This window comes from Providencia sp. R33 (genome assembly GCF_019343475.1).
Classification (GTDB): domain Bacteria; phylum Pseudomonadota; class Gammaproteobacteria; order Enterobacterales; family Enterobacteriaceae; genus Providencia.
Map to the genome: position 1 here is coordinate 2,297,478 of NZ_CP072453.1, position 13,657 is coordinate 2,311,134.

Consider the following 13,657-nt stretch of genomic DNA (forward strand, 5'->3'; position numbering starts at 1 on the left):
TCCTTTACTCTGCGTGGCGAATTAACCAGCAGTTATGAATTTGACGATTACGTGCAAAATCTTCAGAAAGCGTTTTCGCGGTGATTTCTTGTGCTTGTAGTCCTAACTCCGCGATTGCATCCAGATCCATTTTGAAACCGCGTTTATTGTTTGAGAACATGACTGTTCCACCGCGGCGTAATAATCGTTTTAAATGTGTAATCAATTGCACATGGTCACGTTGCACATCAAACGTACCATCCATGCGTTTTGAATTTGAGAATGTTGGCGGATCAATAAAGATCAGATCAAATTGTTCATCACTATTTGCTAACCAACCTAAACAATCTGCTTGAATTAAGCGATGTTGGCGCCCCGTTAACCCATTAGCTTGTAAATTTTTCTCTGCCCACTCAAGGTAAGTACGGGACATATCTACCGATGTTGTGCTTTTCGCGCCGCCTAAACCTGCATGTACCGTTGCTGTACCTGTATAGCAGAATAAGTTTAAGAAATCAGCACCTTTGCTCATCTCCCCTAACATACGACGCGCAATACGGTGGTCTAAAAATAACCCTGTATCGAGGTAATCAGTTAGATTAACCAGCATTTTGGCATTGTATTCTTGCACTAAGAAAAAATCGTCTTTTTGTGCCAGTTTTTCGTATTGCTGTTTGCCTTTTTGGCGTTGGCGTGTTTTTAACACCAATTGATTTGATGATAGCTCTAACACATTCATTGTCGCTGTGATCACGTCAAATAAACGCTGACGCGCTTTACGCTCATCGACGGTTTTTGGTGGCGCATATTCTTGGATAACCACTTTGTCGCCATAGATATCGACAGCAACATTATATTCTGGCAAGTCAGCATCGTAGACGCGATAGCTTTCAATACCCTGTTGTTTTGCCCACTTGGTTAATTTTTTCAAATTTTTACGTAAGCGGTTAGCAAAATCAGGGGAGATTTCTGCAACCGTTTCAGAAGGCGTAGCCGCTAATTGGTAATTTTTCTGTACGCAATCTAATGGACCATTTTTTGCTTTGAACTCGCGTTCTGAACGTAATTGCAAACAACTTAATAGTTCAGGTGAAGCGCTGAAAATTGATAAACGCCAGCCTGGGAAACGTGCTTTCACAACACGGCCTAATTGGCTGTGTAATGCAATTAATGCTGGCTCACTTTCTAAACGTTCACCATACGGTGGGTTACTGATAATAGTGCCCACAGCTTCTGTTTTAACCGGATTTTCCAATGCAGCCGCATCGCCTTGGCTAAATGTGATAACGTCCTGAAGACCCGCACGACGTGCGTTTGCTCGCGCCATTTCCAGTACACGTTTATCAATATCAGAGCCATAAAAGCGTGAAGTGTTTTCTTTTAAACCTTGGCGGAAACGCACTTGTGCTTCCGTGGTTAATTCACGCCATAATTTGGCATTAAATTTCGACCATGCATAAAAGCCCCAATGGTTACGATGTAAACCTGGCGCTTTATCTGTTGCCATCATGGCGGCTTCGATTAATAACGTCCCCGAACCACACATAGGGTCAACTAATGGTGTGCCTTGCTGCCAACCAGAACGGTTAATGATTGCAGCGGCCAATGTCTCCTTTAACGGCGCTTGCCCTGCTAAGTCACGATAACCGCGAATATGCAGCGAATCACCACTTAAATCTAACGCTACACTCGCTTTTTCTTTATTCAGGTACACATTAATGCGAATGTCCGCCTGTTGACGTGCAACATCAGGGCGTTGATCTAACTTGCGAACAAAGCTATCGACGATGGCATCTTTGACTTTTAAGGCACCATATTGACTGTTGCGAATTTCTTCGTTGGTTCCTGTAAAATGCACCACAAACGTATCATTTACCGAAAAAATTTCAGACCAATCAATCGCCTGTACACCAAGGTATAAATCTAAGTCACTGTAGACATCAAAATCATTCAATGGCAATAAAATACGCGATGCCAGCCGACTCCACAGTAAGCTTTGGTACATGACCCGTTCATCGGCCTGAAAATAGACGCCCCCTTGGGTCACTTTACACTGGCTAGCACCGAGTGCTTCCAGTTCCGTTTTCAGTAGTTCTTCTAGGCCACGAGCTGTGCTGGCAAACAGAAAATTCATAGTATTTATTACCGATTTCGATGAAAAATTGTTGCGCATTATAGCTAATCTTATGCAGTTGTCATAAAGTTGCTGCGCACAATTATAAGGATTAAAAAATGATCACGCTTTCGCGCCTTTATACACACCCAGTAAAATCCATGAGAGGGGTGCGTTTATCTCATGCCTTCGCTGATATTAGCGGTTTGACTTTTGATCGTAATTTTATGATAACCACGCTGGAAGGTAAATTTATTACGGCGAGAAAATACCCGCAAATGTTACTGTTTACACCCGTTATGCTCAATAATGGACTCCATCTTCGAGCGCCTAATGGTGAAAGTGCGACTGTATTGTATCAGGACTTTAACGAGAAGCAGAGCCCTACTGAAGTTTGGGGCAATCATTTTCATGCGCTCATTGCACCGGAAACAATAAATAGCTGGTTAAGTGCCTTCTTTGATGAGCCTGTTCAATTACGTTGGTTAAGTCCACAACTTTCTCGTCGCGTTAAAGAATATCAAGACGTACCGATGTCATTTGCTGATGGCTACCCTTTTCTATTAATTAATGAGGCGTCAGTTCAAGAATTGCAACGTCGTTGCCCTGCCAGTATTAAACTCGAGCAATTTCGAGGCAACTTAATTATAACTGGCGCAAAGCCGTTTGAAGAAGACACGTGGAAAACCATTCAAATTGGCGATGTCGTCTTTACTTTAGACAGGCCTTGCAGCCGATGTATTCTCACGACCGTCAGTCCAGAAAAAGGCATTAAACACCCCAATAGTGAGCCATTAGCCACATTACAAACGTTCCGTTCAGATGAAAAAGGCGATGTCGATTTTGGGCAAAATGTGATAATTCAAAATACAGGCGTCATTCGCGTTGGCGATACACTAACTGTATTAGAAACTAAGACCGCCAAACAATATTTAATTCAGGAAAGAGAAAGCGACCTTTCAGTACAAAATACACAGTCTCAAATTAACAAAGTCAGCTTAGTTTTCGACGAAACCGAATATGAAGGTGACAACCAAAATGTGATCCTTGAACAACTTGAATCCCACGGTTTAAATATTCCCTATTCATGTCGAGCGGGTATTTGTGGTCGATGTAAAATTAAATTAGTATCTGGTGAAGTGACACCATTAAAACAAAGTGCAATTAGGGAAAATGGTTATATATTAGCCTGCAGTTGTATCCCTAAAACAGCATTGAAATTAGCATTTAAGTAAAATTTAATTTTAGAATATTTAACACCATCATCTATTATAATTTATGATGGTGTTAACATTCAGACGACCAAATTAATAATCATATTGAGAAAGATGATTTTATTTATTCGTTTTTTGATGTGATCTGTAATGATCAATCAAATCACATTTCCATATAACTGTCGTTTGGCTCTAGATGAATATTCGAGCATACGATCATTCATGATCTTAATTGGATCACAAAATCTTAAAACACGATCAGGTAATTCCAGCACCGGTTCAGCTAATAAGCATAAGCTCGCACACGAACCTGCTTCAGCAATAATAAACGTGGAATAATGATGGCTATTTTCTAAACACACTTGAATAATTTGCCCTTGCTTAGGTGTATTAATCGCGTGAAATGAAGAAAAATACCAACTTTTTGGCATCTGCGGTTTTAAAAAACGATAAGCAACAAGACTATTAAGCACTAATTCAGCGCGTTCTTCTTGTGTAATATTTAATCGTTTAGCTTGCTCATCAAACAAATAAAATTCCCCAGCATCCTCAATACTAAATGGCATTTCATTGCGAGCAAATACCGTCAGCATTTTAGCTGGAAAACATGAACGAAATATCATGCCGTTGGCGAGATCTAACATCACCCTGTCATGGTCATGATCAAAATACCAACGCCAATGATCATCTGGTTTAATATTCATAAACGGATCCTTTAGCGATTTAACGGTAAATATATATAAGAACGATCATCAATACGATCTTTCCTAAATTTACTCTACAGCTAACTTTTATACGCTAAATAATTCGCCTTGCAGACAACCGAATAATGTTATTATCAAATAACACATTCGCTGAAATTGAAATAAAATTGATATAAAAATAGCCACTATTAGCAATATAGTTTAAAAGGGGGCATAAAGAAACCCCCTTGTTAAGTAAATTTACAATTTACTAGATATGATTGACAATATCTTTAATTAATCTTGGTCCATGATAAATAAAACCAGAATAAATTTGAATTAATGAAGCGCCCGCATCCATTTTTTCACGTGCAGCGGTTAGTGAATCAATTCCACCCACACCAATAATCGGAAGTTTGCCATTTAATTCACGAGAAATAAGTTTAATTACTTCGGTACTTTTTAATTGAACCGGACGCCCGCTTAATCCGCCCATTTCATTGCAGTGATTCAACCCTTGGACTAGAGAGCGGTCTAACGTGGTATTGGTAGCAATAACACCATCAATATTATGCCTAACTAAGCTATCTGTAACTTGAATAATTTCTTCTTCAGATAAATCAGGTGCCACTTTAACAGCAACAGGAACATATTTATTGTGTAACGATTGCAGTTCCAATTGCTTTGCTTTTATACCATTTAATAAATCATCAAGCGCTTCGCCGTATTGTAATGAACGCAAACCTGGTGTATTTGGTGATGAAATATTAATGGCAATATAACCTGCATGCGCATACACCTTATCCATACAAATAAGGTAATCATCTTTGCCTTGCTCAACTGGTGTATCTTTATTTTTGCCAATATTAATACCAATGATCCCGCCATAATTGGATTTTTTGACGTTCTCAACAAGGTTATCAACACCCTTATTATTAAATCCCATACGGTTAATAATCCCTTCCGCTTCAACTAAGCGAAAAAGCCTCGGCTTATCATTTCCTGACTGAGGACGTGGCGTCACGGTGCCAATTTCGACAAAACCAAAGCCCATTGCACCAAATGCGTCAATGCATTCACCGTCTTTATCCAACCCCGCGGCAAGTCCTAGTGGGTTTTTAAACGAAAGTCCCATGCACTGGGTTGGTTTGGTCGCTACAGATTGGCGGATCAGACATTGAAAAGGGGAATGGTTTAAACGTTGAAGCTGGCGAAAAGTCATTTCATGCGCTTTTTCGGGGTCGAACTGGAATAGTGCCTTGCGGGCAAGGTGATATAACATATCCAATAACCTATATTCTGCTAGTGCGTTTCAATAAGAAAGACATCATCTCGCGCGCACCCAAACACCACCCGCCATTAAGCTTCGGTGAACATGGAAGTGCAAACGATGTTTCGTCGGATAAAACGCGCTATAGATTACCCTATTTGAGCGCTAAAGTGCCATGAAAAAATCAATAAAAGTGCGTTTAGTTGGATTAGTGTATTAAAGTGAGCTTGATTTAAGCTGAATATGGCTTGACGCAATGGCATGTTCATTGAAAAAGAAAACCCCTAAACAGTATTCAGGGGTCTTCTTATATTTAACCGTGAGGCTAGTTAGCTTTCTAACGCCTTGGTAATTTTTTCAAATAAATCGCCCGATAAATTATCGAGTTCTTTTAATTGCTCTAACACTTTACGCATTTGAGCTTGGCGTTTTTCATCATAGCGTTTTAAACGAATGAGTGGTTCAATTAAGCGAGAAGCAACCTGCGGATTACGCGTATTCAGGTCCACCAAAATTTCATACAGGAACTGATAACCGCTACTATCCTCTGCATGGAAATTAACTGGGTTACCTGCCGTGAAAGCACCAACTAATGAACGAACACGGTTCGGATTACTCATACTGAATGAACGGTGATTTAACAGCTTACGCACATTTGATAACGTGCCTTTTGCTGGGTTTGAACCTTGCAATGTAAACCATTTATCCATCACCAAGCCATCGTGGTGCCAGCGTTCATCAAAATCAGCCATTAATTGTGCGTGGCAAGGCAGTTGCGCTTCATTCGCGGCTGTTAATGCTGCAAGTGAATCCGTCATATTATCTGCATTTTTATACTGATCTTCGACCAGCTTATTCGCCATCGTAGCATCGTCGTTTGACGCTAAATATTGCAAACAAACATTACGTAACGATCGTTTTGCAATGTCTTGATGATCAACACGATAACCTTCAATGTTAATCGAACGGTAGACCGTCAGAAATTCATCCGACATCTCATTCGCCAAACGATGATGAATAAAGTTGATCACTTCATGGATAGCAACAGGATCGATAACCGTAAATAACTCTGCAATTTCATTTTCTGAAGGCAGCGTTAAGATCAACGCAGCAAGCGCAGGGTCAATGGATTCACTCAATAAAATGGCGCGGAAAGCATCAACTACCGATTCAGGCAAAACAAGTTCTTCACCTTTTTGGAACTTCGCAACATTGATTTTCGCATAATTGTTGATCAGTTGCTGAGCCGCATCCCAACGGGAAAATTCGTTACTTGCATGCTGCATTAAAAACGCTAATTGCTCATCCGTATAGTTATAATCTAACTTAACTGGCGCAGAAAATTCGCGTAATAAAGACGGCACTGGGCGAGTTGCAACTTCATCAAACACAAAAGATTGAGTTTCTTGGGTGATGTTAAGCACTGAGTTTACCGCGCTACCATCACGTTTTAATGGAATTACCGCCCCTTCCTCATCATATAACTCAATATCCAGAGGAATATGCAGAGCCAGTTTTTCTGTTTGGTCTAATGTCGGAGGCGTCATTTGGCTAACATGCAATGTATACTGCTGTTTTTCAGGTGAATATTCATCACGTACCGTTAATACTGGTGTACCTGACTGGCTGTACCAGCGGCGGAATAAAGACAAATCGACATTTGAGGCATCTTCCATTGCTTGTACAAAATCATCACAAGTCGCTGCACTGCCATCATGGCGATGGACGTACAACTGTATACCTGCTTGGAACATTTCCTCGCCAAGTAATGTGTGGATCATTCGAATGACTTCAGATCCTTTTTCGTACACTGTTAATGTATAGAAATTATTCATTTCTATTACTTTTTCAGGGCGAATTGGGTGAGCCATTGGGCTTGCATCTTCTGCAAATTGTGCCGAACGCATCACTTTGACATTATTAATTCGATTCACTGAACGAGAACCTAAATCCGAACTAAATTCTTGGTCACGGAAAACCGTTAGGCCCTCTTTTAAGCTCAATTGGAACCAGTCACGGCAAGTAATGCGGTTACCTGTCCAGTTATGGAAATACTCATGGCCAATCACAGACTCAATATTCAAATAGTCTTTATCTGTGGCTGTATCACTTTTGGCTAATACATATTTGGAGTTAAAGACGTTCAAGCCTTTGTTTTCCATTGCCCCCATATTGAAGAAATCAACGGCGACAATCATATAAATATCAAGGTCATATTCTAAACCGAAACGCTCTTCATCCCATTTCATGGCATTTTTTAGCGATTGCATCGCCCATGGAGCACGGTCTAAATTACCCTTATCAACGAACAGTTCTAATGCCACTTCACGGCCAGTACGGGTGACAAAAATATCTTTTAATACATCAAAATCACCAGCAACCAATGCAAATAAATAACTTGGTTTTGGGAATGGGTCTTCCCATTTAACCCAATGGCGACCATTTTCTAATTCGCCTTCTGCAATGCGGTTACCATTAGATAATAAATAAGGATAACGCACTTTATCCGCTGTAATGGTTGTGGTGTAACGCGCTAATACATCAGGACGGTCTTGATAAAAAGTAATGTGACGGAAACCTTCTGCTTCACATTGCGTACATAATGCATCACCAGAAACATATAAACCTTCTAACGCCGTATTTTTTTCTGGGCTAATTTCATTCACAATACGCAGCGTAAAAGATTCAGGTAATGATTCAATAATCAACTTACCTTCAGTTTGTTGATAATTGCTCCATACTTTTCCATCAATTTCGATACTGACTAATGATAAATCTTCGCCATGTAATTCAAGGGTTGATGATTGTGGATTAATGCGCTTTACCTGACTCACTGCGGTTACTACTGTCTTGACAGGATCAAGGTTAAAATCGAGGTCAATCTCTGTAATCGTATAATCAGGTGCTTGATAATCCTGACGATATTTCGCTTGTCTTAGCTGGGTCATAAGTAACCTTTTAATTCGTTATATTCGATATCGCACTACTTCGCTGCTTTATACAATACTATAAGACACCGTAATGTGAACGGATTTGAGAAACATTTTCATCAAATAATGTTATCTATTTTTTGTTCAATGTTATTTTCTTATATTTAATAGTCGCTGTTTTGTTACAAAATCGTTTGTTTGTTGGTGCTATTGTACTATTAAATATTTCTCGGCATGTTAGTATCTTTTCGTGATTAATCGTTTTGTATCTAAAACATTAGTCGTTCTAGCTTCAAAATGGGTTTCTCTGATTTAACAGCTTTACATGAACGCAAATGAGCAACTTAAGCTGAATATGCCACAGCAATACAGACAGGTAGAATAACGCTTCTATCTTTTGTTAAAGTGGGTATACTTTTGCAACTTTAACGATTTAGCAAATTGCTAAATATAAGTAGATAAGCTCCGCGAGGATGTCTGCGCGCCATGAATTTAGACGCTACACCGATTATTACATCACTGCTCGATACCGATGCTTACAAGCTTCATATGCAGCAGGCTGTTTTCCACCGATACTACCACGTACCGGTTGTTGCTGAGTTCCGCTGTCGTAGCAGTGAGCTCCTAGGCGTCTACGCCGATGAAATCAGGCAACAAGTTCAGTTGATGGAACATTTGTCCCTGACTGACGATGAACTTACATTTCTACGCCGCTTGCCTTTTTTCCAAGAAGATTACCTCACTTGGCTAAAAACGTTCCGCTTTAAACCTGACCAAGTTACTGTTTCATCTAATCACGATGGGCACCTTACCATTCGTATTAGCGGCCCTTGGCGTGAAGTGATCATGTGGGAAGTCCCGCTGCTTGCACTTGTTAGTGAAATTGTGCAGCGCGATAGACACCCTGAAATCACACCTGAAGACGCAGTTAGCCAGCTTAGAAAACTATTAACCGTTTTCTATGCACAAGCCAATGAAGACAAACTGGACTTATCTGGCTTTAAATTAATGGATTTCGGCACTCGCCGCCGTTTTTCTTACGCAGTGCAATCTGCCATTGTTTCCATGCTGAAAAACGAGTTTCCTTACCTTATAGGCACCAGTAACTACCAACTGGCCCATGCGCTCGATTTAATCCCAGTAGGTACACAGGCTCACGAGTGGTTCCAAGCACACCAGCAAATTAGCCCAGAGCTAGCTAATAGTCAGCGTGAAGCCCTACAAAGCTGGTTAGACGAATACCCTGATCATCTTGGAATAGCGTTAACCGACTGTATCACTATGGATGCTTTCTTGCGCGACTTTGATATCAATTTTGCGAAGCGCTACCAAGGATTACGCCACGATTCAGGTGACCCTATCGAATGGGGTGAGAAAGCCATTGCACACTATGAAAAATTGGGCATTGACCCGATGAGCAAAACACTGGTTTTTTCTGATAGCTTAGATTTACAAAAGGCACTCGACTTATATCGCTATTTTCATCAGCGTATTAACCTCGTATTTGGGATTGGGACAAGGCTGACCTGCAATATTCCTCACGTCACACCGTTGAATATTGTGATCAAGTTAGTTGAATGTAACGGGAAGCCTGTTGCTAAGTTATCTGATAGCCCTGGCAAAACGATTTGTGAAGATGATGAGTTCGTCAATCAGCTCCGAAAAGCCTTTGACCTACCTAAAATGGAAAAAGCCTGTTAATTCCCTATTTTCCCTCACTCAGCACAAGAATCTGCTCTTTTCTTGTGCTGGGCTCAAAAACTCCCTTTTTCTTTTATTCACTTACTATTACTATAGTTTTTGAGCTCTAAAATAATCGTTCGATTCCACTGAAATTATTTATCGCGATTTTTTACTTGTTTCCTAACAAATGGCAAGTAACATAGAGCTTTGGCCCCTGAAATATGGGATTTCGTAAGTATATCCCTACTTAGCTATTTTAACCGTCATACACGCCTTGTTTTGCACCTTAATGACGAACGTTGCAATACAATAAACGAAATGGTTTTAATACAATTTGAATGGCATCCTAAATAATTCGAGTTGTAGGAAGGCGGCAAGCAAAATGAGCCCTAGGAGCATACACAAGTATGTGACTAGGGTCGGTTTGTGAAGCCAACGCATCTACGGCTCGAAGTATGACGGATTGAGATAGTCAAAGTAGATATTATTAAATATGAAGAGAGTGAATTATATGATAGTAGCGCCTGTAGTCGACGTACTGCAAGGCCGTGTGGCGGTAGGCTCTGAAGTCACCGTTCAAGGCTGGGTACGTACAAGGAGAGATTCAAATGCTGGTTTTTCTTTCCTCGCCGTTTATGACGGCTCATGCTTTAATCCGTTACAGGCTATCATTAATAATAATTTACCGAATTATAATGACGAAGTCCTGCATCTCACCACGGGTTGTTCAGTTGAAGTCACGGGCACGGTAAAAGAGTCTCCGGGTCAAGGTCAATCATTTGAATTAGAAGCTACTGCGGTTAAAGTCGTTGGCTGGGTTGAAGACCCTGACACTTACCCAATGGCGGCAAAACGCCATAGCGTTGAATTCTTACGTGACGCAGCACACCTGCGCCCACGCACTAACTTAATTGGTGCGGTTGCACGTGTTCGTCATACTTTAGCACAAGCTATCCACCGCTTCTTTGATGAACAAGGTTACTTCTGGGTTTCAACCCCAATCATTACCGCTTCAGATACCGAAGGTGCAGGTGAAATGTTCCGTGTTTCTACACTGGACTACAACAATTTGCCACGTAATGACAAAGGCGAAGTGGATTTCAGCGAAGATTTCTTTGGTCGTGAAGCCTTCTTAACGGTTTCTGGCCAGCTAAATGGTGAAGCCTACGCAACCGCACTGAGCAAAGTGTACACCTTCGGCCCAACATTCCGTGCTGAAAACTCCAACACCAGTCGCCACTTGGCGGAATTCTGGATGGTTGAGCCAGAAGTTGCGTTTGCAAACTTAGATGATGTGGCAGGCCTTGCCGAAAAAATGTTGAAATTTGCATTTAAAGCGGCACTGACAGAACGCCGTGATGATTTAGAGTTCTTTGCACAACGCGTTGATAAAGACGTTATCACTCGCTTAGAAAGCTTTGTTAACTCTGATTTCGCGCAAGTGGATTACACAGATGCGATCAAAATTCTTGAGACCTGCGGCCAGAAATTTGAAAACCCAGTTTACTGGGGTGTCGATATGTCTTCTGAACATGAGCGCTACCTTGCTGAGCAGCACTTTAAAGCGCCTGTCGTAGTGAAAAACTACCCGAAAGACATCAAAGCTTTCTATATGCGACTCAATGAAGACGGTAAAACCGTTGCTGCGATGGATGTCCTTGCTCCGGGTATTGGGGAAATCATCGGTGGTTCACAGCGTGAAGAGCGTTTGGATATGCTAGATGCACGCCTTGCAGAAATGGGCATGAATAAAGAAGATTACTGGTGGTACCGTGATCTGCGCCGTTACGGCACCGTACCTCACTCTGGTTTCGGCCTTGGTTTTGAGCGCTTAGTTGCCTATGTAACTGGTGTCGGTAACGTTCGTGAAGTGATCCCATTCCCACGTACCCCAAGAAACGCAGCATTCTAATTTTTGCTTTTCTGTCTTTATTCACGAGCCAGCGCATGTTGGCTCGTGAATATTAAGCCCTGAGATACTTTCACTTCATAACTATTTCATCTCGTTACATTTAGTTTCAGCCTTCTGATAAATAGATCACATTTTTTACGTTATTGCCTTATAATTTCCCGTTATATTGCACCTACGTTGATATTGCTAAGAATAATCTGCTTTTTTGCTCCATTTTTGTTTTTTGCCAGCCAGAAATCTTCAGTAAAATTTATCTAAGTTGCTCAAAAAAAGCTCAAATCGTCTATCAAAAAAGTTCCCTTTATTTTGTAATATTTTTTAAACTGGTACGATGAGTGGTTGCTTTTTACTCTATTTTTTACATTTTGAAACATCTAGTTACCATTTGTTTCAGAATCTTTGATTTTGTAGCACTTTGAGGGTAGATAAATTTATTCAGCAATGGAACACTGGTCGCCGACATAGACGACACTAATCTCTCATAAATAGTTCCAATTATTTTTGCGAATTATTTTTGGCAGTGGCAGGTGTCCGAATAACACCAATGAGGGTAATAATAATGATGAAACGCAATATTCTTGCAATGGTTATCCCAGCTCTGTTAGCTGCTGGTGCAGCAAACGCAGCTGAAGTATACAACAAAGACGGCAACAAGTTAGACGTTTATGGTAAAGTTGACGTTCGTCACTACTTTGCATCAGCTGACAAAAAAGACAGCAACGGTAACACTAAAGCAAGCCAAGACGGTGATGATTCACGTGTTCGTGTAGGTCTGAAAGGTGACACTCAAATCACTGATCAACTGACTGGTTTTGGTCGTTTCGAGTGGGAAACTAAAACTAACAAAACTGAAACTAACAACGAAAACAAAAACCGTTTAGCATACGCTGGTTTAAAATTCGCTGATTTCGGTTCAATCGATTACGGCCGTAACTACGGTGTTAACTATGATGTGAACGCATGGACCGACGTTATGCCTTTATGGGGCGGCGACACCATGGCTCAGACTGACACGTTCATGACTAGCCGTAACCGTAACCTGTTAACTTACCGTAACAACAACGCGTTCGGTTATGTTGATGGCCTGAGCTTTGCTCTGCAATACCAAGGTAAAAACGGCGACAACAACAAGTCTGGCTCAGCAGATAAAAATGCTTGGGAAAACAACGGTGACGGCTACGGTTTATCTACCGCTTATGACTTAGGTTGGGGCGTTACACTGGGCGGTAGCTACGCAAACTCATCTCGTACTCCATCACAGAAAAACACTACTGCAGCTGGCGGCGACAAAGCGCAAGTATGGAACGTTGGTGGTAAATTCGACGCTAACAATGTTTACTTAGCAGCTATGTACGGTCAAGCACTGAACACAACTCACTTCGGTAAAGCTGACACTATCGCTAACAAAACTGAAAACGTTGAGTTAGTTGCTCAGTACCTGTTCGACTTCGGTCTGAAACCATCTTTAGGTTATAACCAATCTAAAGCTAAAAACGTAAAAGGCGAGAACGGCGATGTTGTTAAATACATCTCTGTAGGTTCTTACTACTACTTCAACAAAAACATGTCTGCAGTTGTTGATTACAAAATCAACCTGTTAAAAGACAACGACTTCAGCAAACAGTACGGTCTGATGACAGACAACGTTCTGGGCTTAGGTTTAGTTTACCAATTCTAATTATCAGTTAACTGATAATCTAGAAAACGGTAACATGTTTTTGTAAGCAGCGCTTCGGCGCTGCTTTTTTATTTCTGCGTTATACCTAGCTTTGTTTTGCTTACCTCAAAACCTACTCACCTTCCTAGTTATCAATCCAAACCATCGATAAGGCAGGTAAATTCACCACCTTTATGGATATTTCTGGTTGGATTA

At 40.9% G+C, this 13,657-nt stretch carries 8 protein-coding genes; 4 read left to right on the plus strand and 4 right to left on the minus strand.

The annotated features are described in order from the left end of the window. Positions 1 to 4: 4 nt before the first annotated feature. Entirely contained in the window at positions 5 to 2,113 is a 2,109-nt protein-coding gene (rlmKL, locus tag J6836_RS10955) for a bifunctional 23S rRNA (guanine(2069)-N(7))-methyltransferase RlmK/23S rRNA (guanine(2445)-N(2))-methyltransferase RlmL (protein WP_219249225.1), read from the minus strand. A 98-nt stretch (positions 2,114 to 2,211) separates the two neighbouring features. Here rlmKL and J6836_RS10960 point away from each other — a divergent pair, with 98 nt between their 5' ends. Beyond that, positions 2,212 to 3,327, plus strand: coding sequence for a YcbX family protein (locus J6836_RS10960; RefSeq protein ID WP_219249227.1), 1,116 nt, complete (start codon positions 2,212 to 2,214; stop codon positions 3,325 to 3,327). A 137-nt stretch (positions 3,328 to 3,464) separates the two neighbouring features. Here the strand turns inward: J6836_RS10960 and J6836_RS10965 are convergent, their stop codons facing one another. From J6836_RS10965 to pepN, 3 genes are all read right to left on the minus strand, one after another. Next, positions 3,465 to 4,010, minus strand: a complete 546-nt coding sequence (locus J6836_RS10965; RefSeq protein ID WP_219249229.1) for a cell division protein ZapC — start codon at positions 4,008 to 4,010, stop codon at positions 3,465 to 3,467. A gap of 250 nt (positions 4,011 to 4,260) precedes the next feature. Continuing rightward, positions 4,261 to 5,271, minus strand: a complete 1,011-nt coding sequence (pyrD, locus tag J6836_RS10970; protein ID WP_219249232.1) for a quinone-dependent dihydroorotate dehydrogenase — start codon at positions 5,269 to 5,271, stop codon at positions 4,261 to 4,263. Between the two features lie 317 nt (positions 5,272 to 5,588). Further along, positions 5,589 to 8,207, minus strand: a complete 2,619-nt coding sequence (gene pepN / locus J6836_RS10975; protein ID WP_219249233.1) for an aminopeptidase N — start codon at positions 8,205 to 8,207, stop codon at positions 5,589 to 5,591. 468 nt (positions 8,208 to 8,675) lie between these two features. On the opposite strand from pepN, the gene pncB reads away from it, so the two are divergent. The 3 genes from pncB (at position 8,676) to J6836_RS10990 (ending at position 13,462) form a co-directional block, all read left to right on the plus strand. Continuing rightward, a complete protein-coding gene (gene pncB / locus J6836_RS10980) occupies positions 8,676 to 9,890 on the plus strand; it encodes a nicotinate phosphoribosyltransferase (protein WP_219249235.1) in 1,215 nt (404 codons plus the stop codon). Between the two features lie 493 nt (positions 9,891 to 10,383). Continuing rightward, complete coding sequence (gene asnS, locus J6836_RS10985; protein WP_219249237.1) at positions 10,384 to 11,784, plus strand: asparagine--tRNA ligase; 1,401 nt, start codon at positions 10,384 to 10,386, stop codon at positions 11,782 to 11,784. A gap of 562 nt (positions 11,785 to 12,346) precedes the next feature. Further along, positions 12,347 to 13,462: a porin gene (locus tag J6836_RS10990; RefSeq protein WP_219249486.1), complete on the plus strand. Its 1,116-nt coding sequence runs from the start codon at positions 12,347 to 12,349 to the stop codon at positions 13,460 to 13,462. Positions 13,463 to 13,657 lie beyond the last annotated feature (195 nt).